The following is a 25,551-nucleotide window of genomic DNA, read 5'->3' on the forward strand; positions in this document are numbered from 1 at the left end:
GCGGGCAGCGCGTCGGGACGGGGCCTCCGCTCACACCAGGCGGTTGGTCCAGAACAGGCTGAGGACGGCGCCGAGCAGCACGACCAGCACGCCGGCCCGCACGAACCAGGGGCTGATGTCCTTGGGCTCGGTGGTGTAGCCGATCTGGCTGCCCAGGTCGCTGTAGACCTCCTCCAGCTCCTCGACGCTGGCGGCCTCGCTGAAGCTGCCGCCCGTCTCGTCGGCGATCCGCTCCAGCGCCGCCCGGTCCACCGGCACCGGCACCCGCTCGCCGTCGATGTCGAGGGTGCCGTAGTCGGTGCCGAAGGCGATCGTGGAGACGGGCACCCCCGCGGCGCGGGCCGCCTCGATGGCCTGCGAGTCGTCGCGGCCGACGGTGGTGGTGCCGTCGGACAGCAGCACGATGCGCGCCGGTGGGGGTTCCTCGCCGCTGGTCTCCAGGGACGCCTGGAAGTTCTGGATCGCCGCCAGCGAGGTGAAGATCGCCTCGCCGATGGCCGTGGCCTCGGCGAGCTCCAGGTTCTCGATGGCGATGGCCACCTGCCCCCGATCGGTGGTGGGCGGCACCACCGTCGTCGCGGTGCCGGCGAAGGTCACCAGACCCAGGTTGATCCGCTCGGGCAGCACGTCGACGAACTCGGTGGCGGCCCGCTGCATCGCCCGGAACCGCGTCGGCTCGACGTCCTCCGCCTCCATGGACAGGGAGACGTCGACGGCCATGATCACGGTCGCCCGCTCCCGTGGCACCTGCACCTCGGTGCTCGGCACCGCGAGGGAGACGACGAGGGTCGCCAGGCCCAGGGCGACCAGCCCGAACGCCAGGTGCCGCTTCCAGCCGGGCCGCTTCGGGACCAGCGAACTCAGCAGCGAGACGTTGGTGAAACGGGCCGCGTACGCCTTGCGCCGCAGCTGCAGCACCACGTAGACCGCCACCAGCGCGGCGACCACGAGCAGGGCCAGCAGCCACCACGGTGACTGGAAGGTCATCGGGAGGCCCCTCCGCTGCCGGCACGCCGGCGGTCGGCGACGAAGCGGACGACGTCCATGAGCCAGTCACGGTCGGTCCGCAGTTGCAGGTGGCCGGCCCCGGCCCGGCGCAGCGCCGCGGCCACGCCGGCCCGTTGGGCGGCGGCGCCCTCGGCGTACCGGGCGCGGAACTCGGCGTCGCCGGTCGGCACCTCGAGGGTCTGACCGGTCTCGGGGTCCACGACGGTGAGCAGCCCCACGTCGGGCAGCTCCAGCTCGCGCGGGTCGAGGACCTCCACGGCCAGCAGGTCGTGCCGGGTGCCCAGCGCCCGCAGCGGGCGCTCCCAGTCGCTGTCGCCCAGGAAGTCGGAGATCACCACGACCAGGCCCCGCCGGCGCGGCGGGCGGCGCAGCGTCTCCAGCGCCACGGCCAGGTCGCCGCGGCGGCCGCTGCCCGCCCGCGGCGTGGCCACCACCGAGCGGAGCAGCCGCTCGGCAGCCAGCCGGCCCGGCATCGCCGGGTACCGGTCCACCCGCTCCCCCGTGGTGACGACCGCGCCCAGCCGGTTGCCGCCGTGCACCGTGAGGTGCCCGACCGCGGCCAGCCCGGCGATCGCGAGGTCGCGCTTCTGGCAGTTCGCGGTGCCGAAGTCCAGGCTGGCCGAGAGGTCGACCACCGCCCAGGTCTCCAGCTCGCGGTCGGCGATCGTCTCCCGGACGTGCGCCACCTGGGTGCGGGCGGTCACCGGCCAGTCCATGCGGCGCACGTCGTCGCCGGGGTGGTAGGTCCGGGAGTCACCGGCCTCGCTGCCCGAACCGGGGACCAGCCCCAGGTGGTCGCCCTGCAGCAGGCCGTCGAGCCGGCGGCGCACGGTGAGCTCCAGCCGGCGCAGCAGCACGTCGGCCGGCCCGTCGGTGAAGCGCGGCGGCGCCCCGTCGTCCCCGCTTCCCGAGCCGGGCGCCGCCGGGTGCAGCAGCAGCCCCGGGTGCTCGGGCGCGACCGACGGCGGCTCCTCCCGGCGACGGCGGCCGATCACGTCCGCTGCGACCCGGGTGTGGCGCCGTTGCCGCCGTGCTGCGGCGCGGCCGCACCTCCGTGATCACCGTGCGGCTGCTGACCGGGCCCCTGGGGCCCTGGGCCGTACTGCGGCCCGCCCGGCGCCTGCGGGCCGTGCTGACCCCACGGCGCCCCCTGCGGCATGCCCTGCGGTGGCCCGAAGAACGGCCCGCCCGGGCCCGGCGGCACCGACGGCCCGCCCGGCGCACCCGGTCCGCCACCCGAGGCGCCCTGCCGGGGCGCCACCTGCGGCAGCGGGACCGTCTGCACGATCCGCTTGACGATGTGGTCGGCCGGCACGCCGTCGGCCAGCGCGTCGTAGGACAGCACCAGGCGGTGGCGGAGGACGTCGGCGGTGACGTCGAGGACGTCCTGCGGGAGCACGTAGTCCCGGCCGCGCACCAGCGCCAGGGCCCGGCTGGCCGCGATGAGCCCGAGCGAGGCGCGCGGGCTCGCGCCGTAGGACACCCACGTGGCGACGTCGTCCATGCCGTGCTCCCGCGGCGACCGGGTCGCCACCACCAGGCGGACGACGTAGTCGACGAGGGCGTGGTGCACGAACACCTCGGAGGCCGTGCGCTGGAGCCGGCGCAGCTCGTCGGGGCCGAGCACCGTCTCCGGCACCGGGGGCCGGGAGCCCATCCGGTAGATGATCTCGCGCTCCTCCTCGGTGCTGGGGTAGTCCACCAGCACCTTCATGAGGAACCGGTCGCGCTGCGCCTCGGGCAGCGGGTAGACGCCCTCGGACTCGATCGGGTTCTGGGTCGCCAGCACCAGGAACGGGTCGGGCAGCGGGTGGGTGACCCCGCCGATGGAGACCTGCCGCTCGGCCATGACCTCCAGCAGCGCCGACTGCACCTTCGCCGGCGCCCGGTTGATCTCGTCGGTGAGCAGGAAGTTGGCGAACACCGGGCCGAGCTCGGTGTCGAACGTGTCCTGGCCGGCCTTGTAGATGCGCGTGCCGATGATGTCGGCCGGCACCAGGTCGGGGGTGAACTGCAGGCGGGAGAAGGTGCCGCCCACGACGGTCGCCAGCGTCTCGACGGCGAGGGTCTTGGCGACGCCGGGCACGCCCTCGAGCAGCACGTGCCCCCGCGCCAGCAGCGCGACCAGCATCCGCTCCACCAGCCGGTCCTGCCCGACGATGACGCGCTTGATCTCGAACAGCACCCGCTCCAGGCGGGCGGCGTCGACCGACGGCGGCACCGGCGCCTGCGGGGAGGTGGGCAGGCTCTCGGTCGGTGTGCTGGCAGCGCTGGACACGTGGCTCCCTGGTCGGCCGGGCCGCGACCACCCGACTCGGGCAGGCCGTCGACGGGGCGCGGTGTCGTCCCGGCCCCCGCCCAGTGTCCTACACCGGCGGGGCGGGCCGCCGGAACGCCGACAGCCGCCCACGGGCCGCTGTCGCACCGCCGCAGGCGGGGCGCGCAACTCCCTGCCCGGCGACCGCGCGGACTGCTAGCCTGACCGTGCGTCGGGCAGCTCCCCCCGTGGCTGCCCGACGCCTTTCTCTGTCTCGTGCCCGGTCCCTCTCTGTCTCGTGCCCGGTCCCCGCCGGCGGCGGCTCAGGCGCTCGGTCGCACCGCGCCGAAGTACGTGCTGCTCGAGGTGCGTGCTGCCGCGATGGTCACGTGCTTCCCGCGGTCCGGCGCCTCGATCACCTGCCCGCCGCCGATGTAGATCGCCACGTGGGTGATCGACATGTAGTCGCTCCGGTCCCCGCCCCAGAAGAGCAGGTCACCAGGCTGCAGATCGGCGAGCGCCACCTGCTTGGTGCGGTTGAGCCACCACTGGTCCCGGCTGGTCCCGCCGATGGCGATGCCGGCCCGGGCGTAGGCGTACTGGGTGAGGCCGGAGCAGTCGAAGCCGAAGATCGCGGTGTCCGGCGCGATCCCGTTGCTCGGGCCGTTGCTCCCGCCGCCACCCCACGAGTAGGGCACACCGAGCTGGGAACGCGCGGCGGCGATGGCCACCGCGGCCGCCGACGCCGACGGGGCACCGGCCGAGCCGCCCGGGGAGCGAACGGGCGACGGGCCGGACGGCGCGGGGGTGGCCACCGGCGGCGTGGGGGTGGCCACCGGCGGGGCGTGGGTGGCCCGCGGCGCCGGCGCGGGGGCGCGAGCGGCGGAGTCCTGCGCGGTGGCCTCCCTCGCGGAGGCGGCCTGCGCTGCGGCCCGGGCCCCCTCCAGGCCGTAGAGCACCTGCTGCGCCTGCTGGAGCTCGGCCTGGAGCTGGTCCTCCTGGGCGTCCAGCGCGTCGGCCTGGCGGCGGGCCGACACCTCCTGGGACTGCGCGCTCGCCAGCAGGTCGGCCGCCTGCTGCTGGACTGCGGCGGCCTGCGCCGCGGTCTCGTCGGCGACCTCGCGGGCGCCCGCCGCCTGCACCTCCAGGACCGTCAGCTCGGCGACGACCTCCGTGCGGTTGGCGCCCGCGGCTTCCAGCAGCGCCGAACGCTCGATGAGCTCCGCCGGACCGCTCGAGCTGAGCAGCGCGGTGATGCCCGGAGAGGTGGAGCCCTGCATGTAGCTGGCCCGCGCGAAGGAGGCGACGTCGTCGCGTCCCTGCTGCAGGTCGGCGGCTGCCCGGGCCGCCGCGGCGGCCGCGGCGTCGGCGGCGTTCCTGGCCGCGTCGTACGCCGCCTGCTTGTCCTCGTAGTCCTGCAGCGCGATCAGCGCCCCCTGGTGGGCGGCCTCGACCTCGGCCCGCGCCTGCGCCAGCTGGGCGCCGATCTCCCCGACCCGGGTGGCGGCATCGGCCTTCGCCCGCTCCGCCGCGCTCAGCTCGGCGGCGCTGGGCGACCGCGGCGCGGCGCCGGCCGACGACGGGGTCAGGCCGATCGCCACGGCGGCGACGAGCAGCGCGACCGCCGCCCGCAGCGCTGTCCGGCCGTTGCCGCGCCCGCCCCTCACGCACGGGGAACCGGTACCACCGTCCCGCACCGTGCCCATCCGCGTCCCGCTGCCCACGACCTGCCTCTTCCCGACGTCCGCGGGACGCCCGGACGGGCGCCCCGTGGAGGCATCGGACGGCACCGCAGCACCGTTGAGGAGGTCTCACCCGCACGGGTGAGAACACCCGAGCGGGTGACGACGGCCCCGCGCTCGGGCCCGCGCGGCGCGGGCCCGAGCGTTGCGCTCAGTTCACCCGGCGCTCGGCACCGGCCCAGAAGTCCTCGCGCAGCTTGAACTTCTGGATCTTGCCGGTTGCGGTGCGGGCCAGCTCGTCGCGGAACTCCACCCGCTTCGGCGCCTTGTACCCCGCGAGCCGGGCCTTGCAGTGGGCGATGATGTCGGCCTCGGTGGCCTGCTCCCCCTCGGCGAGCACCACGATCGCGGTCACCATCTCCCCCCACTTGTCGTCGGGGATCCCGATGACGGCGACCTCGGCCACCGCCGGGTGGCTGAAGACGACGTCCTCCACCTCGATCGAGGAGACGTTCTCCCCGCCGGTGATGATCACGTCCTTCTTGCGGTCGGAGATGATGACGTAGCCCTCGTCGTCGATGCTGCCGCCGTCCCCGGTGTGGAACCAGCCGCCCTCGAGCGCCTCCGCCGAGGCGTCGGGGTTCTCCCAGTAACCGGCCAGCACGGTGTTGCTGCGCGCCAGCACCTCACCGCTGTCGCTCACCGCCATCCGGGTCCCGATCGACGGCACGCCGGCGCGCGACAGCCGCTTGGCCCGCTCCTCGGGGTCCAGCCCGTCGTACTCGGCGCGCGGCCGGTTGATGGTGAGCAGCGGCGCGGTCTCGGTCAGGCCGTAGATCTGGTTGAACTCCCAGCCCAGCTCGGCCTCGACGCGGGCGATCGTCCGCGACGGCGGCGGCGCCCCGGCGACGATGATCCGCACCCGGTCGCGCCCGGGCACCTCGCCGTCCCAGTCGGCGGCGGCCTCCAGGACGGCGTTCCAGACCGCCGGGGCCCCGGCCATGATCGTCACGCCGTGCTGCTCCACCCGGCGCAGGATCTCGGCGCCGTCGACCTTCCGCAGCACCACCTGGCGGGCGCCGACCCCGGCCATGGCGTACGGCAGGCCCCAGCCGTTGCAGTGGAACATCGGCAGGGTGTGCATGTAGACGTCACGGTCGCTGATCTGCATGTGCATGCCGAAGGTGACCGCGTTGACCCAGATGTTGCGGTGGGTCATCTGCACACCCTTGGGGCGGGCGGTGGTGCCGCTGGTGTAGTTGATCGTCGCCGTCGCGTCCTCGTCCGGCTCCGACCACGGCCGCGGCTCGCGGTCGAAGCGCAGCAGCTGCTCGTACTCCTCCCCCGTGCCGAACCGGTGCTCGGCGCGCACCCCCTTGAGCGACGTCTCCAGCTCCGGGTCGACCAGCAGCACCCGCGCACCGGAGTGCCCGACGATGTACTCGACCTCCTCGGGCTGCAGCCGGAAGTTGATCGGCACCGCGACCCGGCCCGACGACGGCACCGCCAGTAGCACCTCGAGCAGGCGGGCGGCGTTGTGGCTGACGATCGCCACCCGCTCCCCTTCGGCGATGCCCAGCCCGTCGAGCCCGGCCTGCAGGGCGCGGCCCCGCCGGGCCACCTCGCGGTAGGAGACCTCGCCCAGCGACGGCGCGGGCTGCGCCGGCTCGTCGACGATGCCGACGCGGTCGCCGTAGACCAGCTCGGCGCGGTCGAGGAAGTCGCGACTGGTGAGGGGCACGCGCATGCCGGCTCCCGGGGTGCAGGGCCGGAGCAGGCCGGCCGGTCCAACGTGGTCCCCGTCACGTTATCGGTCGGCAGGGAGGACGACGAGCGGTCGCCGTCGACGATCAGGCGACCTGATCGTGGAGCGTCCTCCCGCACCGTGCACCGTGAGGGAGGACGCCGTCAGCCGGCCGCGACCAGCCTCGGCATCGCCGTCCCGATCGGCTCGCGGACGACGAGATCGGCGACGTCGTCGTACGGCGTGGGCTCCGCGTTGACCACCACCACGCGGGCCCCGTGCCGCACGGCGACGTCGACCAGCCCCGCCGCCGGGTGCACCTGCAGCGAGGTCCCGACCGCGAGGAACACGTCGCAGTCACCGGCGGCCGCCACCGCGGCGTCGACCACCGCCGGCTCCAGCAGCTGCCCGAAGCTGATCGTCGCGGACTTCAGGATGCCGCCGCACGATCGGCAGGGCGGATCGGGCTCCCCCGCGGCCACCCGGTCCAGCGCCTCCTGCATCGTCGTGCGTTCGCGGCAGCCCAGGCACTCGACCTCGTGGACGGTGCCGTGGATCTCCACCACCCGGGCCGGGTCCGAGCCCGCCGCCTGGTGCAGCCCGTCGACGTTCTGGGTGACCAGGGTGCGCAACCGGCCCTGCCGCTCGAGGTCGACCAGCGCGGCGTGCCCGGCGTTGGGGCGCACGTCGAGCGCGCCCATGTCCCGCCGCATCAGCCAGGCCCGGCGCCGGATGTCGGGATCGGCCACGTAGTACGACAGCGTCACCAGCTTCTCCGCGTCCGGATCGCGCGTCCAGACGCCGTTCGGGCCCCGGTAGTCGGGGATGCCGCTGTCGGTGGAGATGCCCGCGCCGGTGAGGACGGTGATCCGGGAGGCGGCGGTCAGCCAGCCGGGCAGGGGTTCGGGGACGACGTCGGTCACGCCCGCAACGGTAGGGCCGCACGACCGGCGCCCGCGCGCACCAGCCGCCCGGCCGGGGGCGCCAGCAGCACGACGGCGCAGGCGTAGGCGGCCCCGAGGAGCGTGTCGACGACGTAGTGCTCCCCGGACCACACCAGGACCACCGGCATGAGCACGGCGTAGGCCACCAGGCCGGCCCGCTGCCAGGCGTGCCGGGCCGAGGACATCAGCACGACGCACATGAGGACGGCGAAGGCGGTGTGCAACGAGGGGACCGCGGCGACGAGGTTGACCTGCCCCTGGCCGGTGTCCAGCAGCACCCCGGCGCGGGGCAACCCGAGGACGGCCCAGCCGGCGCTGCTGATCCGCTCGACCGGCTCGATCACCCCCTGCTTGGCGGCCAGCCAGGGCGGGGCGGCCGGGTAGAGGACGTAGGTCACGAGCCCGGCGAGGGACAGCGCCACGACCAGGCGGGCGCAGCGCACCCAGCGCTCGCGGTCGCGCAGCCACAGCACCGCCAGGACCACGGGGGTGAGGACGAAGTGGCTGCTGTAGACCAGCGTCGCCAGGGCCTTCCACCAGTCGGCCTGCACGTGCTCCTGCAGCCACACGGTGGGCAGCACCCCGCCGGTCAGCCACCGGTCCGCGTCGGCCACCTCACGGACGTGCACCGGCATGCCGAGCCCGTCGGCCAGCCCCCGGGTCGCGTCGTACGCCAGCAGCACCGCAACCAGCGGCAGCCAGTCCACCAGCAGCCGCACCAGGCGGCGCCAGCCCTGGGTGACCGAGGTGACGGCCAGCCCGGCCAGCACCCAGCCCAGGAGGACCACGCGGTCGGTGGGCAGGCCGCGCACGGCGCAGGTGAGCACGAACGCCAGCAGCAGGCCCGCCCAGAGAACGGCGGCGACCAGGCGGGCGCGGCCCGAGGCCCCGGCGACCGCGGTCGTCGGCACCGCTGTCGGGGCCGCCGCGAGGGCGGGTGCTGCTGGGTCGACCGCGGTCATGGCGCGGCACGCTAATCGCGCGGACCGGCCGGGAGCAGGCGGCCGCGAACGGCACGCCGTCCGCCCGGGTTCGGTGGGGCCGCTGCGGCGGTAGCGGCGGGAGGGACGCAGTCGCGGCCCGTTCCCCCAGCAGCGGCCGCCGGTGTTTCGCCGACCGTGACGCGGGTCACGGGGTGAGGGAAGGGTCGCCTGACTCGGTGGTCCCGGCTACGAACTGGGATGATCGGGGGTGGTCAACGAAGCGCGATGAACCACGAGGGGTAGGCGCAGAGCAGTGGCAGCCAGCAAGGACAGCTTCGGAGCCCGGGCGACGCTCGACGTCGACGGCACCGAGTACGACATCTACCGGCTCGACGCGGTGGAGGGCGCGGAGAAGCTGCCCTTCAGCCTGAAGATCCTTCTCGAGAACCTGCTGCGCACCGAGGACGGCGCGGACATCACCGCCGACCACATCCGGGCGATCGCCAACTGGGACCCGTCGGCCGAGCCCGACCAGGAGATCCAGTTCACCCCGGCCCGCGTGGTCATGCAGGACTTCACCGGTGTCCCCTGCATCGTCGACCTCGCCACCATGCGCGAGGCGATGGCGGAGCTGGGCGGCGACCCGCAGAAGATCAACCCGCTCGCCCCGGCCGAGCTGGTCATCGACCACTCGGTGATCGCCGACATCTTCGGCACCGAGGACTCGTTCCAGCGCAACGTCGAGATCGAGTACGAGCGCAACGGCGAGCGCTACCAGTTCCTGCGCTGGGGCCAGGGCGCCTTCAGCGACTTCAAGGTCGTCCCCCCGGGCACCGGCATCGTCCACCAGGTCAACATCGAGCACCTGGCCCGGGTCGTCTTCCCGCGCCCCGAGGGCGACCGCGTCATCGCCTACCCCGACACTTGCGTCGGCACCGACTCGCACACCACGATGGTCAACGGCCTGGGCGTGCTGGGCTGGGGCGTCGGCGGCATCGAGGCCGAGGCCGCGATGCTCGGCCAGCCGGTTTCGATGCTCATCCCGCGCGTGGTCGGCTTCAAGCTCTCCGGCCAGCTCCCGGACGGCGCCACCGCCACCGACCTCGTGCTCACCATCACCGAGATGCTGCGTGAGCACGGTGTGGTCGGGAAGTTCGTCGAGTTCTACGGGGAGGGCGTCTCGGCGGTGCCGCTGGCCAACCGCGCCACGATCGGCAACATGAGCCCGGAGTTCGGCTCCACCGCGGCGATGTTCCCCATCGACCAGGAGACCATCACCTACCTGAAGCTGACCGGCCGCTCCGAGGAGCAGGTCAAGCTCGTCGAGGCCTACGCCAAGGAGCAGGGCCTCTGGCACGACCCGTCGCGCGAGCCGGCCTTCTCCGAGTACCTCGAGCTGGACCTCGCCACCGTCGTCCCGTCGATCGCCGGGCCCAAGCGCCCGCAGGACCGGGTGGCGATCACCGAGGCGAAGCCGGCGTTCCGCACGTCGCTGGCCGACTACGTGGCCGACGACGAGACGGGCGGCGAGGACCGCAAGCCCGGCGTTCCCGGTCACGAGCAGCCTTACGGCGTCGAGTCGGCGGCCGACGAGGCCTCGGCCGAGTCCTTCCCGGCCTCCGACCCGGTCAGCCCGTTCGCGCACGGCAACGGGGAGGCCGGCAAGCCGAACCACCAGGTCATCCCCGACCGCGTCCCGGACCGCCCGTCCAAGCCCACCCGGGTGGTCATGGAGGACGGCACGGAGACCTACGTCGACCACGGGCACGTCGTGATCGCCGCGATCACCTCGTGCACCAACACCTCCAACCCACAGGTGATGATCGGCGCCGCGCTGCTGGCGAAGAACGCCGTCGAGCGCGGGCTGACCAGCAAGCCGTGGGTGAAGACGACGCTGGCCCCCGGGTCCAAGGTCGTCATGGACTACTACGAGAAGGCCGAGCTCACCCCGTACCTGGAGAAGCTGGGCTTCTACCTGGTCGGCTACGGCTGCACGACCTGCATCGGCAACTCCGGCCCGCTCCCGGAGCCGGTGAGCCAGGCGGTCAACGAGGCCGACCTCGCCGTGGTCTCGGTGCTCTCGGGCAACCGGAACTTCGAGGGCCGGATCAACCCCGACGTCAAGATGAACTACCTGGCCTCGCCGCCGCTGGTCATCGCCTACGCCCTGGCCGGCTCCATGGACGTCGACCTGAACAACGACCCCCTGGGCACCGACGCCGACGGCAACGACGTCTTCCTGCGCGACATCTGGCCCTCCCCGCAGGAGGTCCAGCGGGTCATCGACCACGCGGTGTCCGCCGAGCAGTTCGGCCGCAGCTACGAGGACGTGTTCGCCGGCACCGAGCAGTGGCAGAACCTGCCCACCCCGACCGGCGACACCTTCGAGTGGGCCGAGGACAGCACCTACGTCCGGCGTCCTCCGTACTTCGACGGCATGCCGGCCGAGCCCGCCCCGGTCGAGGACATCGCCGGCGCGCGCACCCTGGCGGTGCTCGGTGACTCGGTGACCACCGACCACATCTCGCCGGCCGGTTCGATCAAGGCCGACTCCCCCGCCGGGAAGTACCTGCGCGAGCACGGTGTGGACCGCCGCGACTTCAACTCCTACGGCTCGCGCCGCGGGAACCACGAGGTGATGATCCGCGGCACGTTCGCCAACATCCGGCTGCGCAACCAGCTGGTGCCGGGCACCGAGGGTGGCGTCACCAAGAACCACCTGACCGGCGAGACGACGACGATCTACGACGCCTCCCGCGCCTACATCGACGCCGGCATCCCGCTGGTCGTGCTGGCCGGCAAGGAGTACGGCTCGGGCTCGTCGCGCGACTGGGCCGCCAAGGGCACCGCGCTGCTCGGCGTCAAGGCCGTCATCGCCGAGAGCTACGAGCGCATCCACCGCTCGAACCTCATCGGCATGGGCGTGCTGCCGCTGCAGTTCCCCGAGGGCCAGAACCGCGAGTCACTCGGCCTGACCGGCGACGAGGAGTTCACCATCACCGGGATCACCGCCCTCAACGACGGCGAGATCCCGCGCACGGTGAAGGTGAAGGCGGGGGACGTGGAGTTCGACGCCCGCGTCCGCATCGACACCCCCGGCGAGGCGAACTACTACCGCAACGGCGGGATCATGCAGTACGTCCTGCGGTCGCTGCGGGGCTCTGCCGCCTGATGGACCTGGGCCTGGGCGGTCGCGGATACCTGCTCACCGGCGCGAGCCGGGGGCTGGGGTTCGCGACCGCCCGGGCCCTCGTCGACGACGGGGCCCGGGTGCTGGTCAGCTCCCGCTCCGCCGACTCCGTGGACGCCGCCGTCTCCGCCCTGGGGACGGCGGCATCCGGCGTCCCGGCCGACCTCGCCGACCCGGACACCGCCGAGCACCTCGTCTCCTCGGCGCTCGAGCGGCTGGGGCGGGTCGACGGCGCGCTGATCTCCGTCGGCGGGCCGGCCCGGGGGCAGGTGCTGGAGACGACGGAGGCCGACTGGCGGGCCGGGGTGGAGAACGTCCTCCTCGGTCCGCTGCGGCTGGTCAGGGCGCTGGTCCCGCACCTGGCCGAGGGGGCGTGCATCGGGTTCGTCCTCTCCACGTCGGTCCGGCAGCCGATCGGCCACCTGGCCATCTCGAACGGCCTGCGCCCGGGTCTGGCCATGACGGCCAAGGCGCTGGCCGACGAACTCGGGCCGAAGGGGATCCGCGTGGTCGGGCTGATGCCGGGGACCATCGCCACCGACCGGATCACCGAGATCGAAGCGGCATCCCCGGATCCCGCCGCCATGCGGGCCCGGACCGAGGCCTCGATCCCCCTCCGCCGGGTCGGGCGACCGGAGGAGTTCGGCCGGGTGGCGGCGTTCGCCCTCTCCCCCGCCGCCTCCTACCTGACCGGGACGATGATCGCCGTCGACGGCGGCGTCACCCGCGCGCTGTGATCGCACCCGACCACCGCACATGTGTGCTCATCGGGCCATCCCCGGTCCGGACACCCCGATGAGCGCACAGTCGCAGGTGCCCGTCCTGGTGGCCTGCGCCCACGGCACCCGCAACCCCACCGGCCGCCGGCTGATCGCCGAGCTGGCGCTGGCCGCGCGCCGGCTTCGTCCCGGCCTGGTCACCACCGCGGCGTTCGTCGACGTGCAGCCCCCGACGGTCGTGGACGTGGTCGCCGAGCTGGCGGCCGCCGGTCGCCCCGCCGTCGTCGTCCCGCTGCTGCTCTCCGGCGGCTATCACGTGCACGTCGACATCGCCGGCGCCGTCGCCGCCGCGGAGTCGGCCGTCGCCGCCCGGCCGCTGGGGCCCGACCCCCGGCTGGCCGAGGTGCTGCTCGCCCGGCTGGTCGAGTCGGGCGCCGACCCGGCCGACCCGTCGACCGCGGTCGTCCTGGCCGCCGCCGGGTCCAGCGACTCCCGGTCGGTGGCCGACGTCGAGCGCACGGCCGCCCTCCTCCAGGCGTCGTGGGCCGGGCCAGTGACGACCGGCTACGGCTCCGCCGCGCAGCCACCGGTCCCCGACGCGGTGGCCGGCGCCCGGAAGGCCGGGGCGGAGCAGGTGGTCATCGCCTCCTACCTCCTCGCGCCGGGCCACTTCCACGACAAGCTGGCCGGGGCCGGCGCGGACGCGATCACGGCGCCCCTCCTGCCCGACGACCGCATCGCCGCCGTGCTCCTCGACCGCTACGACGCGGCGCTCCCGGACGGGCCCGGCCGGCCGATAGCCTGACGCCGGTGACGTCGCTGATCATTCTCGCCCTGTACCTGGTCGTCGTCGGCCTGTTCCTCCTGGCGATCTACGTGGTGGTGAACCGTGCGGTGCTGCACGCCCTCCGCACCCACGCCGACGAGCAGCGCGCGACCACCGGACCGAGCCCCGCCGGCCCGGGCGACTGAGCCCCGGCGTCTCCCCGTCTCCGGCTCAGGCCTGCCAGCCGAGGAACTGGTCACCGGCGACCACCGCCAGGACGAGCAGCGCCGCAGCCCCCACCGGCACGAGCGGTGTCCACCAGGATCGGGTGGTTGCGAGCCGGGCCAGCAGCACCGCGGGCAGCAGCCAGAGCACCCACAGCGGGAGCAGCGCGTACCTCGGGACGACCAGCCCGCTCGCCAGGTAGAAGTAGCCGACGACCACGTGGGCGGCGCCGGCCACCGCGGCCAGGAGGAGCGGCCCGGGGTCGCGTGGGGTCCCGGCCGGAACGACGGCAGTATGCCCCGCCGGGAGCCCCCTCCTCAGAAGTTGCCGCGGCGCTCCTGCTCCCGCTCGATCGCCTCGAAGAGCGCCTTGAAGTTGCCCTTCCCGAAGCCCAGCGAGCCGTGCCGCTCGATGAGCTCGAAGAAGACCGTGGGCCGGTCACCGGTCGGCTTGGTGAAGATCTGCAGCAGGTAGCCGTCCTCGTCGCGGTCCACCAGGATGCCGCGCCGCTGCAGCTCCTCGATCGGCACCCGCACCGTCCCGATCCGCGCACGGAGCTCCGGATCCTCGTAGTAGGAGTCCGGCGTGGCCAGGAACTCCACACCCTCGGCGGTCATCGCGTCGACCGTGGCCAGGATGTCGTTGGTCGCCAGGGCGACGTGCTGCGCGCCAGGGCCCCGGTAGAACTCCAGGTACTCGTCGATCTGCGACTTCTTCCTCGCGATCGCCGGCTCGTTGAGCGGGAACTTGACCCGGTGGTTGCCGTTGGCGACCACCTTGCTCATCAGCGCGGAGTAGTCGGTCGCGATGTCGTCGCCGATGAACTCGGCCATGTTCGTGAACCCCATGACCCGGTTGTAGAAGTCCACCCACTGGTCCATCGCCCCGAGCTCGACGTTGCCGACGACGTGGTCGACGGCCTGGAACAGCCGCTTCGGCGCTCCGGGGCGCTTCACGAAGGACGACGTCCGCGCCACGTAACCGGGCAGGTAGGCCCCGGCGTAGCGGGACCGGTCGACCAGAGTGTGCCGGGTGTCGCCATAGGCCGCGAGGGACGCCAGGCGCACGGTGCCGTGCTCGTCGCTCACGTCGTGCGGCTCCTCGAGCACCGTGGCGCCCTGGGCCCGGGCGTGCGCGATGCAGCGGTCGACGTCGGGGACGGCGAGGGCGATGTCGACGATGCCGTCGCCGTGCAGACGGTGGTGGTCGGCCAGCGGGCTCGCCGGGTCGTAGGCCCCCTGGACGACGAACCGCGCGGCCCCCGAGGTGAGCACGAAGGCGTGGTGGTCCCGGTTCCCCGTCTCGGGGCCGGAGTAGGCGACCAGCTGCATGCCGAACGCCGACTGGAAGAAGTGCGCCGTCTGCACGGCGTTGCCCACGACCCACACCAGCCCGTCCCAGCCGGTGACCGGGAAGGGATCCCCGGAGGGGTCGTACTCCACCAGGCCGACCAGCTGCTGCAGCTGCGGCAGGTCCAGGCCTGCGAGCCGTTCCTCGTCGTTGAGCACCTGCTCGAGCGTCATCGCGCCTCCTCCTCGTCCGTTCGCGTGTCCCGTGTCCCGTGTCACACCACACCGACCCGGCCCTGCTGCGCAAGCAAGCACCCTGCGACTGCGCTGGCTGCTCGCTCGGACTGGCTCTGGGCACCTCCGGCTGTGCAGACTGCACAGCTGATGACGTGAAGGAGGCACGATGAGCCGGCCCCGTGAACTGGACACCCTCGACGTCGCGCTGCTGGAGGCGCTGCACGACCACCCGCGCGCCGGGCTGCTGGAGATCGCCCGGGTCGTCGGCGTCGCGCGCGCCACGGCCACGGCGCGGTTACAGCGACTGGAAGCATCGGGGGTGGTCACCGGTTTCGGCCCGGACGTGGACGTGGCCGCCGCCGGGTTCGGCGTGCAGGCCTTCGTGACCCTCGAGATCGCACAGGGGGCGCTCGACGCGGTGCACCGGGACCTCGAGGCGATCCCCGGGATCCTCGAGGCCCACGCCACCACCGGCAGCGGCGACGTGATCTGCCGCGTGGCCGCCGCCTCCCACGAGGCGCTGCAGGAGATCCTGGTGCAGCTGAACCGCTCGGCCTCGGTCGTCCGGTCGACGAGCGTGGTGGCGCTGACCTGCCTGGTGCCCTGGCGCACCCTGCCGCTGCTGCGCTCCGAGGCGGCGCCCGGGTCGGGGCGCTCGCCCAGCTACCGAGAGCCGGCCCGCGGCTGACCTACTGTGGGGCCGATGGACGGCGACGAACGGAGCGATGCGCCACCCGGGGCCGATTCCACCCCCGCACCTCCCACTTCTGCCGCGGACGAGGCCCGCGCCGAGGACGGCGCGGGTGCCGAGGACGAGGTCGGCGCCGAGCGCCGGACCGGACCCGAGGACCGGGCCGGCGCCCAGGCCGGAGATCGCGTCGAGGACGGAGCGGGGGCCGGGGACAGCCCGGCACCGGAGGGTCGTCCCGACGACGCGGCACCGCCCACCCCCGACGACGCGACCCCGCCGACCGGCGACGCCGGGGCGCGTTCCGGATCCACCTCAACCTCTACTGGAGATTCACCCCCGACGCGCTCGTGGAGCCGACCGGTCGCCGTGGCGACCACCGCTGCCCTCGCCGTCGCACTCGGCTTCGCGCTCACCGTCCAGATCCGCAGCACGGCGGAGCCCGGCGACCAGGACGTGCGCCGGGAGGCCGACCTCGTGGTGATCCTGGACGAGCTCGGCGCCCGGGAGGCGACGCTGCGCCAGCAGATCGCAGAGACGCGGCAGACCCTCGAGGACCTGGGCAGCGGGCAGGAGGAGTCCGGCAGCGCACTGGCGGAGGCGCGGTCACGGGCGGAGGCCATCGGCATCCTGGCGGGCACGCTCCCGGCGCGCGGCCCCGGGGTGCGGCTGACCATCCAGGACCCCGGCGGCGCGGTCCCGACCTCGGTGATCCTCGGCGCCATCCAGGAGCTCCGCGGCGCCGGGGCGGAGGTGCTGCAGGTCGACGACGTGCGGGTCGTCGCGTCCAGCGCGGTGACCGGCTCCCCCGGCGCCCTGCGCATCGACGGGCAGCCGCTGACCGCCCCCTACGACTTCCTCGCGATCGGCCCGCCGGCCGCGATGGACGTCGCCCTCTCGGTGTCCGGCGGGGTGATCGCCGACGTCGCCCGCGCGGGCGGCAAGGCGCGGGTGGACCAGGAGGATCTCGTCTCCGTGGACGCCACCGTCGACTGACCCGCGGTCACTGCGGGATGAGCAGGCCCCGCAGTTCGTCGGTCAGCGCCTCCCGCGCCTCGGGGTGCTGAGGCCACGCCGCCGGGGTGACCTGGAACAGCGAGATGCGCCAGCGGCCGCGCCCGTCGTCGACGGCGATCATGGTGTGGACGGCGTTCAGCTCCGGATCGAGGTCGCCGGCACCCGCGGGGATCATGCCCGCGTGGGCGGTCAGCATCGCCACGCCCTCCCCGACCGGGCGGACCGAGCGGACGACCGCCACGTAGGCGGGCGTCTGCTGCGAGGTGAACACCTGCCGCAGGTCTGCCGCGATCGACAGCCGGCCCCGGTGGTGGCTGCCGTCGAACCCGATGATGTCGCCGTCGTCGGCGAACCCGGCCGCCACCGCCGCGCCGCTGCGCCGGTTCCAGCCGTCGATGAACTCCGCGTAGAGCGCCTGGATCTGAGCGTCCTGCGGGTGCGCTGCGGTCACGTCTCCTCCTCGCTGGCGTTCGTCGGCACGTCCCGACGCCTGCTGTGGTTCCGCGTGGCCGCGCCAGCCCGGCCACGTGTCCCGGGCTGCGGCCGCCTGGGACAGGAGTGACGCTAGTGGTCCGGGAGCCACTCCCGTTCGACGCTCGCCGCAGTGACCCGCCGTCAGATCGACCACCACCGGCACGCGCCCGAGCGCCTGCCACAGGGCGTGCACGAGCATGCGCGCAGAGCGATCGATCGCACCCGGATCCGGTCACCCGACGACGACGGACCGCGGCTCCTGTTGCGCGAACTGGGTGCGGTGCAGGTCGGCGTACCGGCCGTCGCGCGCCAGCAGCTCCTGGTGCGTGCCCGCCTCCACGATCCGACCCTCGTCGACGACGAGGATCTGGTCGGCGCTGCGGATCGTCGACAGCCGGTGCGCGATGACCAGCGACGTCCGGCCGGCCAGCGCGGTGTCGAGGGCGTGCTGCACCGCGGCCTCGGACTCGCTGTCCAGGTGTGCGGTCGCCTCGTCGAGGATCACGATGCCGGGCGCCTTCAGCAGCACGCGGGCGATGGCCAGCCGCTGCTTCTCCCCGCCCGAGAGGCGGTAGCCGCGGTCACCGACCACCGTCTCCAGCCCTTGGGGCAGCGAGCGCACCAGGTCGGCGATGCGGGCCCCGGTGAGCGCCTCCCACAGCTGCTCGTCGGTGGCCTCCGGCCGGGCGTAGCGCAGGTTGGCGCCGATGGTGTCGTGGAACAGGTGCGCGTCCTGGCTGACGACGCCGATCGCGTCGCGCAGGGAGGAGAGCGTCGCCCGCCGCACGTCCACGCCGCCGACGCGGACGGTGCCACCGGTCGCGTCGTACAGCCGCGGGACGAGGTGGGCGATCGTCGACTTCCCGGCCCCCGAGTGGCCGACCAGGGCGACCAGCTGGCCGGGGGCGACCCGGAAGGAGACGTCGTGGAGGACGTCGACCGGCCCCCCGTGCTCGGGCAGCGACACCTCCTCCAGCGACGGCAGCGAGACGTCGGCGCCGGCCGGGTAGCTGAAGGAGACGTGCTCGAACTCGATGGAGCGGTCCTCGGCCGGCACGGGCACGGCGTCGGACGCCTCGCGGATCATCGGCGGGAGGTCGAGCACCTCGAAGACCCGGTCGAAGCTGACCATCGCGCTCATCACGTCGACCCGGACGTTGGCCAGCGCCGTCAGCGGCCCGTAGAGCCGGGACAGCAGCAGCGCCAGGGCGACGACCGCGCCGGGGCTCAGCGAGCCGGTGAACGCCAGCCAGCCGCCGAGGCCGTACACCAGCGCGGTCGCCAGGGCCGCCACGAGCGTCAGCGCGGTGAAGAAGGTGCGCCCGTACATGGCCGACAGGACGCCGATGTCGCGGACCCGGGCGGCCCGCCCGCGGAACGACTCGGCCTCGGCGGCGGGCCGGCCGAAGAGCTTCACCAGGAGCGCGCCGGCGACGTTGAAGCGCTCGGTCATCGTGGCGTTCATCGAGGCGTTGAGCGCGTAGGACTCCCGGGTGATCTCCTGCAGCCGGCGGCCGATGCGGCGCGCGGGCAGGACGAACAGCGGCACCAGCGCCAGCGACAGCAGCGTGATCTGCCACGAGAGCGTCAGCATGACGCCCGCGGTGAGCACCAGCCCGATGACGTTGGAGACCACGCCCGACAGGGTCGAGGTGAACGCCTGCTGCGCGCCGACGACGTCGTTGTTCAGCCGGCTGACCAGCGCGCCGGTCTGCGTGCGGGTGAAGAAGGCGACCGGCATCCGCTGGACGTGCTCGAAGACCCGGCTGCGCAGGTCGTAGATGACGCCCTCGCCGATGCGCGCGGAGTACCAGCGCGTGCCCAGGGAGATGGCGGCGTCGACGACCGCCAGGCCGGCGATGACCAGCGCGATCCGGACGATGCCGCCCGCGGTGCCCTCGAGGTCGGCGATCCGGTTGACGATGTCGCCGGCCAGCAGCGGCGTGACGACGCCGATGACCGACGACCCGACCACCAGCAGCAGGAAGAGGGTCAGCTCGCGCCGGTAGGGCCGGGCGATGCCGATGATGCGCCGGACGGTCCCCTTCGGCAGCTGCCGGGCGGTGACCGAGGGGTCGCGCTTGAACGACCGCATGGCGGCCATCGACGTCATGGGGCTGCTCATGTCCACCGCACCTCCCGACGCCCGCCGGTCGCGCCCCGGCGGCTCCTGCAACCGGGACGCGACCGCGCTTGTTCCTGGGAGTCCGTCAGCGACCGCCGGCCAGATCGTGCAGCCGCTGTACCTGGGCGGCGCGCTCGGCGGCGTCCTGGCTGGCGAAGTCGTTGCGGACGGCGGACCGCACCAGCGCGGCCGTCGCCCGGCTGGCCCCGACGGGCGGGGCCACCAGGGCCGCGGTCAGGTCGGCGACCGCTGCGTCCAGCTCCACCCGCGGCACCACCACGGTCGCCAGGCCGATCGCCTGCGCCTCGGCGGCGCCCACGGCCCGGCCGGTCATGCACAGCTCCAGCGCGCGCGAGTAGCCGACGAGCTCCACCAGCGTGCTGGTACCGGTCAGGTCCGGGACGAGGCCGAGGGTCACCTCGGGCAACCGGAGCTGCGCGTCGTCGGTGAACACCCGCAGGTCGCAGGCGAGCGCGAGCTGGGCGCCGGCGCCGATGGCGTGGCCCTGCACCGCGGCGACCGAGACGATCCCCGGCGAGCGGAGCCAGCGGAAGCCGGCCTGGTAGGACCGGATCCGCTCCTGCGCCTCCTCCACCGGCAACCGGACGAGCTCGCCGAACCCCCCACCGGTGGTGGAGCCGGTGTCGAACATGCTGCGGTCCAGGCCCGCCGAGAAGGCCCGTCCCGAGCCGCGCACGACGACGACGCGGACGTCCTCGTCGAGCGCGGCCCCGACGTCGGCCAGCGCCGACCAGGTCTCCGGCGTCTGCGCGTTCAGCTGGTCCGGGCGGTCCAGCGTGACCGTGAGGACGGCGCCCTCACGGCTCGTCCGCACCCAGCCGGGCGTGGCGGCGGAACTGGTGGGGTCTGGTGCTGTGCCTACTGGTTCGTTCGCGGGCTCACTCACTCTTCTTACTATTCCGGTTGGCCCCACCGCGGCTGCGCAGCGAGGCCCCGGACTCCGACAGCAGGCGGTGCACGAACCCGTAGGACCGGTTCGTCGAGGTGGCCAGCGACCGGATGCTCTCGCCCTCGTCGTAGCGCTTGCGCAGCTCGTCGGCGAGCGTCGACCGGTCCCCGCCGGTGATCCGCTTGCCCTTGCCGAGGTCGGACGTGCTGGTGTCGGCCATGACTCCCCTCCGTGTCGGCCACCGGTCTCCCGGCGCCGGCAGTGCCGGCTCGCGCGGCGGCCCGTGTGTTGGCTGTCGCCGTGGTGCCGCCGTCCCGTCGACCACGGCTCCCGCCACCCCATGATCACCCACACCCCAGGTGTCGGCCAGGTGAACCTGTGTCGTCCCGAGCGGGGCCCGGAGGGTTCCCGAGGGACGGTGCGGACGGGGGCACCCGGAGAGCGACGGCACCTGGTCGCGGTGCCAGCGGGAGCCGCCCCGCGAGGCGGCGCGAGGAGCGGGGGCCGGAGGTCCCCCGACGAGCGCCGGGGACTCGCTCGTCGCAGCGGGGGACGGCGCGTGGCCGCAGTGTCGGCCGGAGGCCGACGATCAGCTACGCGAGCTCGACCAGGTCGGCGAAGTCCTCGCTCCAGGTGTCCTCGGTGCCGTCGGGCAGCAGGATCACCTTGTCGGGGCTCAGCGCCCGCACCGCGCCCTCGTCGTGGGTGACCAGCACGATCGCCCCGGCGTACGTGCGCAGCGCGTCGAGCACCTGCTCGCGGCTGGCCGGGTCGAGGTTGTTGGTCGGCTCGTCGAGCAGCAGCACGTTCGCGCCGGAGACGACGAGCGTCGCCATCGCCAGCCGGGTCCGCTCACCGCCGGAGAGCGTGCCGGTGCGCTGGTCGACCGTCTCTCCCGAGAACAGGAAGGCGCCGAGGATGCGGCGCAGCTCGGTGTCCGTGCTGTCCGGTGCCGCGGAGCGCATGTTCTCCAGCAGCGTGCGGTCCATGTCCAGGGTCTCGTGCTCCTGCGCGTAGTAACCCACGCGCAGCCCGTGCCCGGCCTTGACCTCGCCGGTGTCGGGCACCTCGGTGCCGGCCAGCATCCGCAGCAGCGTGGTCTTGCCCGCGCCGTTGAGCCCCAGCACGACCACGCGGGCTCCGCGGTCCACCGCCAGGTCGACGTCGGTGAAGATCTCCAGCGAGCCGTAGCTCTTGGACAACCCCTCGGCGGTGAGCGGCGTCTTCCCGCACGCGGCCGGCGTCGGGAAGCGCAGCTTCGCGACCTTGTCCTGCACCCGCACGTCGGCCAGGCCTGCGGCCAGCCGCTCGGCGCGCTTGTCCATGCTCTTGGCGGCCTTGGCCTTCGTCGCCTTGGCGCGCATCTTGTCGGCCTGCGCGTTGAGGGTGTCGATCTTCCGCTCGGTGTTGGCCCGCTCCTGCTTGCGCCGGCGCTCGTCGGTCTCCCGCTGGGCAAGGTAGGGCTTCCAGCCGAGGTTGTAGACGTCGACGGTCGCCCGGTTGGCGTCCAGGTGCCACACCTTGTTGACGACGGCGTCGAGCAGCTCGACGTCGTGGCTGATGACGATCAGTCCACCCCGGTGGCTGGAGAGGAACCCCTTGAGCCAGGTGATCGAGTCGCCGTCGAGGTGGTTGGTGGGCTCGTCGAGCAGCAGCGTCTCGGCGTCGGAGAAGAGGATCCGGGCCAGCTCCACGCGCCGGCGCTGGCCACCGGAGAGGGTGCGCAGCGGCTGGGCCAGCACCCGGTCGGGCAGGCCCAGGTTGGTGCAGATGCGCGCCGCGTCGCTCTCCGCGGCGTAGCCCCCCAGGGCGGCGAACTGGTCCTCGAGGCGCCCGTACCGGCGGACGGCCTTGTCCTGCTCGGCGTCGTCGGCCGGCTCGGCCATCGCGACCTGCGCCTTCACCATCTGGTTGCGCAGGACGTCGAGCCCGCGGCCGGAGAGCACCCGGTCGCTGGCGGTGATGTCGAGATCACCGCTGCGCGGGTCCTGCGGCAGGTAGCCGATCTCGCCGCTGACCTCGACCTTCCCGGCGTGCGGGAGCCGCTCACCGGCCAGGGTGGTGAGGGTGGTGGTCTTGCCCGCGCCGTTGCGCCCGACCAGGCCGATGCGGTCACCGGGCTGCACGCGCAGGTTGGCCTCGCTGATGAGGATGCGGGCGCCGGCGCGCAGCTCCAGGCCGGTCGTCGTGATCACTGCTCCCAGTGTAGGACCCCCGCGCAGCGGCCGGGCCTCGTCACGGCCCACCCCCGTCGGCTGCGGTGGTCGGGACCGGGACTTGCGCCTAGGTTCGGCGAAAGGGCTGCTGCACCCGCCCGCACCCCGATCCGAGACAGGGCAGACGACAGCCCCTTCCGCAGGGACCGCCATGACCGCTACTCCCCCACGCCGCCCGCGCGCCCTGCCGGCGGTCCTGCTGGCGACGCTGCTCGCGCTGGCGGCCTGCACCGGTGACGGGGAGGAACCGCCGGCCGACGCCGCCCCGGGAACGGGAGGCGGCTCCGGGGCGGCGACCAGCCTCACCGACGCCACCGGGGTCGTCGAGGTCCTCGAGGCCAGCGTGGTCACGATCCTCTCCGGTCCCGGCCTGGGGAGCGGCGTGGTCTACAGCGACGAGGGGCTGATCGTCACCAACGCCCACGTCGTCGCCGACCAGCAGGAGGTGGAGATCGCCTTCGCCGACGGCCGGCGCGGCCGGGCCGCCGTCCTGGCCGCCGACCCGGTCTCCGATCTCGCGCTGCTCCGCGCCGACCGCGACGACCTGCCCGCCGCCACGTTCCAGGAGGAGCTGCCCGCGCCCGGGGAACCGGCCGTGGCGATCGGCAGCCCGCTGGGCTTCGAGAACACGATCACCACCGGGGTGATCTCCGGGCTCCACCGCGACATCCCCGCCGGGACCAGCGGCGGGCAGCTGCCGCTGGTCGACCTGATCCAGACCGACGCGGCGATCAGCCCGGGGAGCAGCGGCGGGGCCCTGGCCAACGCCGACGGCGAGGTCGTCGGGATCAACGAGGCCTACCTGCCGCCCTCGACCGGTGCGGTGGCGCTCGGGTTCGCCATCCCTGCCGCGACCGTCGTGGACGTGGTGGAGCAGCTGCTCGAGGACGGGACCGTGAGCCACGCCTTCGCCGGCCTGGTCCCGGTCACGCTCACCGAGCGGATCGCCGAGCAGCTCGGAACCCCGCGGACCAGCGGCGTGGTCGTCGCCGAGGTCGCCCCCGACGGGCCGGCGGCCGCGGCCCGGCTGAGCCCCGGGGACGTCCTCACCGAGGCGGACGGCGAACCCCTGCGCGGCGCCGAGGAGTTCGTCTCCGTCGTCCGGGCCCACGACCCCGGTGACACCCTGGAGCTGTCCGTGGTGCGCGGCGACGACTCGACCGAGACGGTGTCCCTGACCCTGGCGGAGCGGCAGCCCGCGGGTTGACGGGCTGCCCGGCACGGGCACAGCTCCACGGTGGGACGGCACCCGGGCGGAGGGAGGAGGCGGCCATGACGCGGCCGGTCGGCACGTCCCCGCTCGCCTACCGCGCCCGCCCCCCGCAGGTGCTGCTGGGCGTCGGGGCGGTCCTCCTGGTGACCGCCGGCGCCGCGGTGGCCTCGGCCTCCGGCGGCTGGGCGGTGCGCGGGCTGCTCCTGGCGCTCGCCGCGGCCGCCGCCGCCGGCTCGGTCCGCGCCGCCCGCGAGCGGCTGCGCAGCTCCGAGGAGAGCCTGGCGGCCACTGCCGCGGGATTGTCGCTGGCCGCCCTCGCACCGGCCGGCGGCGTCCTCGCGCCGTCCACCGCGGTCGGCGGGGGGCTGATCGCGGCGTTCCTGGCGCTGCGGTTCCTCGCCCCGTCCACGGCGGCCTGGCCGGTGGCGGCCTGGGCCACGCTGCAGCTGGCCGTGCTCGGGGCCCTCGGCGGCCTCGCCGACGGCCCGCGCACCGACGCCTGTCTCACCGTGGCGCTGGTGGGCCTGGGGACCGCCGCCGCCGCCCGTCCCGCCGTGGCGCGGATCGCGCTGGTCACCACCGCCCCGTGGTGGCTGTTCGGCGTGGTCGCCGGAACCACCGAGGTCTGGCACGCCGCCGGGACGCGGCAGTGGCTCACCGCCGCGCTCGTCGTCGGGGCCGCGGGCGGCCTGCTCCTCGCCCGGCTCCGCGCTCCACTGGAGCGCCTCCTCGGACCGCCCCGGGCGGTTCCCGTCGTCGCCGGTGCGGTGGCCGGAGCGGCGGTCGCGGGTGCGTTCTCCTCGTGGGGCGTCGTAGCCACCACGCTCACCGCCTACGGCGGGGTGGTCACCGCGAACCTCGCCGCATCCACGCTGCACGGCTGGCGGCGAGACCTGCTGCTGCCCGCGGCGGTAGCCGGTGGCGTCGTGACCGCGGTGCTGTGCGTGCTGCGCCTGGTGGCCGGGGAGGCGTGGGCGGCCCTGTCGGTCCTGCTGCTGCTGACCGCGCTGCCGACGGCGCTCGTCGCCGTCCGTCGCGGGGACGACCGCCCGGTCGCCCTGCCCACCACCGTCGGGTGCCTGGCCGGCTCGGTGCTGCTGGCCCTGCCGGCCGATGCGCTGACCGCGCCAGTGGCCGCCGTTCTGCTCACCGCCCTCTACGGGGTGGCGATGACGGTCGGCGCCGGGCTGGCGGCCGCTAGCCGCCGGCCCACGGTTCGGGTGGCCGCGGTGTGCGCGGGGGCGGCGGTGCTCGTGCCGCTGGCGGCCGGCGACCGGCCGGTCCTGGCCGCCCACCTGGCGGCCCAGGGGCTGTTCACCCTGTGGTGGGCCTGGCGGACCGGGCGGCGCCCGGAGCCGGTGCACCCCACTGCGGTGCCCGTGCCGGCCGGGACCGGGGGCACCTCGCCCACCGGGGACGATCCGCCGGCGCGCACGCTGGTGGCCTGGCGGGTCGGGGCCGGGCAGCTGGTCGCCGCGGTCTGGGTGGCCGCGGGTGCTGCGGACCTCTCCGCCGTGGAGTGGTACTCGCTGTCGGCGGCCGCCGGGTTGCTGCTGGCGGCGGGGCCGCGGCTGACCCACGGCCGCTCGTGGCCGGCATGGGGCCCCGGCCTCCTGGCCGCCGTGGTGCCCTCGACGGCGATCGCCGTGGTCGCGCCGGACGGGTCGCGCGCGGTCGGGGTGCTCGTCGCCGCGGCAGCACTCATGGTCCTCGGCGCCCGCAGCGGGGTGCGCACGCCGCTGACCGTGGGCGCCGGCGCCGCGCTCGCCGTCGCGGTCGGCCTCGCGGTGCCGGCGCTGCCCTGGCCCCTGGGGGTGGCCCTCGCCGTGGGCAGCTTCCTGCTCGCGGTGGGATCCCTGCGCGAACGGCACCCCGTGCCGTTCTTCGCCACCCGTCTCACCGACCTCAGGTGACGAACGGGCGG

At 74.3% G+C, this 25,551-nt stretch carries 22 protein-coding genes; 8 read left to right on the plus strand and 14 right to left on the minus strand.

Going from position 1 to position 25,551, the window contains the following annotated elements:
- Positions 1 to 30: 30 nt before the first annotated feature.
- From ACI799_RS08150 to ACI799_RS08180, 7 genes are all read right to left on the minus strand, one after another.
- The gene (locus ACI799_RS08150; RefSeq protein WP_456590366.1) at positions 31 to 987 is read right to left on the minus strand and encodes a VWA domain-containing protein; all 957 of its coding nucleotides are present in this window, start codon (positions 985 to 987) and stop codon (positions 31 to 33) included.
- A complete protein-coding gene (locus tag ACI799_RS08155) occupies positions 984 to 2,003 on the minus strand; it encodes a DUF58 domain-containing protein (protein WP_456612852.1) in 1,020 nt (339 codons plus the stop codon). Before ACI799_RS08155 ends, ACI799_RS08150 begins: the two co-directional genes overlap by 4 nt.
- On the minus strand, positions 2,000 to 3,286 hold the full coding sequence (locus tag ACI799_RS08160; protein WP_456598356.1) for an AAA family ATPase: 1,287 nt from the start codon (positions 3,284 to 3,286) through the stop codon (positions 2,000 to 2,002). Before ACI799_RS08160 ends, ACI799_RS08155 begins: the two co-directional genes overlap by 4 nt.
- Before the next feature lie 302 nt (positions 3,287 to 3,588).
- Positions 3,589 to 4,932: a C40 family peptidase gene (locus tag ACI799_RS08165; protein ID WP_456612853.1), complete on the minus strand. Its 1,344-nt coding sequence runs from the start codon at positions 4,930 to 4,932 to the stop codon at positions 3,589 to 3,591.
- A 226-nt stretch (positions 4,933 to 5,158) separates the two neighbouring features.
- Positions 5,159 to 6,694, minus strand: a complete 1,536-nt coding sequence (locus tag ACI799_RS08170; RefSeq protein ID WP_456590362.1) for an AMP-binding protein — start codon at positions 6,692 to 6,694, stop codon at positions 5,159 to 5,161.
- Positions 6,695 to 6,855: 161 nt separating this feature from the next.
- Positions 6,856 to 7,614: an SIR2 family NAD-dependent protein deacylase gene (locus ACI799_RS08175; RefSeq protein ID WP_456598824.1), complete on the minus strand. Its 759-nt coding sequence runs from the start codon at positions 7,612 to 7,614 to the stop codon at positions 6,856 to 6,858.
- Positions 7,611 to 8,597: a phosphatase PAP2 family protein gene (locus ACI799_RS08180; protein ID WP_456612854.1), complete on the minus strand. Its 987-nt coding sequence runs from the start codon at positions 8,595 to 8,597 to the stop codon at positions 7,611 to 7,613. Before ACI799_RS08180 ends, ACI799_RS08175 begins: the two co-directional genes overlap by 4 nt.
- A 274-nt stretch (positions 8,598 to 8,871) precedes the next feature.
- Here ACI799_RS08180 and ACI799_RS08185 point away from each other — a divergent pair, with 274 nt between their 5' ends.
- The 4 genes from ACI799_RS08185 to ACI799_RS08200 are packed head-to-tail and all read left to right on the plus strand — an operon-like array spanning position 8,872 to position 13,439.
- Positions 8,872 to 11,730 carry an aconitate hydratase gene (locus tag ACI799_RS08185; protein ID WP_456590359.1) on the plus strand — a complete coding sequence of 953 codons (2,859 nt, stop codon included), beginning with the start codon at positions 8,872 to 8,874 and terminating at the stop codon, positions 11,728 to 11,730.
- Positions 11,730 to 12,485 carry an SDR family oxidoreductase gene (locus ACI799_RS08190; RefSeq protein WP_456590358.1) on the plus strand — a complete coding sequence of 252 codons (756 nt, stop codon included), beginning with the start codon at positions 11,730 to 11,732 and terminating at the stop codon, positions 12,483 to 12,485. Before ACI799_RS08185 ends, ACI799_RS08190 begins: the two co-directional genes overlap by 1 nt.
- 58 nt (positions 12,486 to 12,543) lie before the next feature.
- Complete coding sequence (locus ACI799_RS08195; protein WP_456612855.1) at positions 12,544 to 13,272, plus strand: sirohydrochlorin chelatase; 729 nt, start codon at positions 12,544 to 12,546, stop codon at positions 13,270 to 13,272.
- A gap of 5 nt (positions 13,273 to 13,277) precedes the next feature.
- Positions 13,278 to 13,439 (plus strand): hypothetical protein, encoded by a 162-nt coding sequence (locus ACI799_RS08200; RefSeq protein WP_456590356.1) that lies wholly within the window; start codon positions 13,278 to 13,280, stop codon positions 13,437 to 13,439.
- A gap of 25 nt (positions 13,440 to 13,464) precedes the next feature.
- Here the strand turns inward: ACI799_RS08200 and ACI799_RS08205 are convergent, their stop codons facing one another.
- Positions 13,465 to 13,695, minus strand: a complete 231-nt coding sequence (locus ACI799_RS08205; protein WP_456598827.1) for a hypothetical protein — start codon at positions 13,693 to 13,695, stop codon at positions 13,465 to 13,467.
- A gap of 80 nt (positions 13,696 to 13,775) precedes the next feature.
- Positions 13,776 to 14,981: a 4-hydroxyphenylpyruvate dioxygenase gene (gene hppD / locus ACI799_RS08210; protein ID WP_456590355.1), complete on the minus strand. Its 1,206-nt coding sequence runs from the start codon at positions 14,979 to 14,981 to the stop codon at positions 13,776 to 13,778.
- A gap of 169 nt (positions 14,982 to 15,150) precedes the next feature.
- Between hppD and ACI799_RS08215 the strand changes: the two genes are divergently transcribed.
- A complete protein-coding gene (locus tag ACI799_RS08215; RefSeq protein WP_456612856.1) occupies positions 15,151 to 15,672 on the plus strand; it encodes an Lrp/AsnC family transcriptional regulator in 522 nt (173 codons plus the stop codon).
- 369 nt (positions 15,673 to 16,041) lie between these two features.
- Positions 16,042 to 16,668, plus strand: coding sequence for a DUF881 domain-containing protein (locus ACI799_RS08220; RefSeq protein ID WP_456612857.1), 627 nt, complete (start codon positions 16,042 to 16,044; stop codon positions 16,666 to 16,668).
- A 7-nt stretch (positions 16,669 to 16,675) separates the two neighbouring features.
- Here the strand turns inward: ACI799_RS08220 and ACI799_RS08225 are convergent, their stop codons facing one another.
- The 5 genes from ACI799_RS08225 to ACI799_RS08245 all read right to left on the minus strand — a co-directional run bounded on the left by ACI799_RS08225 (position 16,676) and on the right by ACI799_RS08245 (position 22,393).
- The gene (locus ACI799_RS08225; RefSeq protein ID WP_456590352.1) at positions 16,676 to 17,140 is read right to left on the minus strand and encodes an SgcJ/EcaC family oxidoreductase; all 465 of its coding nucleotides are present in this window, start codon (positions 17,138 to 17,140) and stop codon (positions 16,676 to 16,678) included.
- Between the two features lie 255 nt (positions 17,141 to 17,395).
- Entirely contained in the window at positions 17,396 to 19,288 is a 1,893-nt protein-coding gene (locus tag ACI799_RS08230; RefSeq protein WP_456612858.1) for an ABC transporter ATP-binding protein, read from the minus strand.
- Positions 19,289 to 19,373: 85 nt separating this feature from the next.
- Positions 19,374 to 20,123, minus strand: coding sequence for an enoyl-CoA hydratase/isomerase family protein (locus ACI799_RS08235; RefSeq protein WP_456612859.1), 750 nt, complete (start codon positions 20,121 to 20,123; stop codon positions 19,374 to 19,376).
- Between the two features lie 64 nt (positions 20,124 to 20,187).
- The gene (locus tag ACI799_RS08240; RefSeq protein ID WP_269193646.1) at positions 20,188 to 20,418 is read right to left on the minus strand and encodes a helix-turn-helix domain-containing protein; all 231 of its coding nucleotides are present in this window, start codon (positions 20,416 to 20,418) and stop codon (positions 20,188 to 20,190) included.
- Positions 20,419 to 20,791: 373 nt separating this feature from the next.
- Positions 20,792 to 22,393, minus strand: a complete 1,602-nt coding sequence (locus ACI799_RS08245) for an ABC-F family ATP-binding cassette domain-containing protein (protein WP_456612860.1) — start codon at positions 22,391 to 22,393, stop codon at positions 20,792 to 20,794.
- A 172-nt stretch (positions 22,394 to 22,565) separates the two neighbouring features.
- Between ACI799_RS08245 and ACI799_RS08250 the strand changes: the two genes are divergently transcribed.
- Complete coding sequence (locus ACI799_RS08250) at positions 22,566 to 23,621, plus strand: S1C family serine protease (RefSeq protein WP_456612861.1); 1,056 nt, start codon at positions 22,566 to 22,568, stop codon at positions 23,619 to 23,621.
- Between the two features lie 65 nt (positions 23,622 to 23,686).
- A complete protein-coding gene (locus ACI799_RS08255) occupies positions 23,687 to 25,540 on the plus strand; it encodes an SCO7613 C-terminal domain-containing membrane protein (protein WP_456612862.1) in 1,854 nt (617 codons plus the stop codon).
- The last annotated feature ends 11 nt before the right edge of the window (positions 25,541 to 25,551 follow it).

It is taken from the genome of Blastococcus sp. SYSU DS0753 (assembly GCF_054051175.1).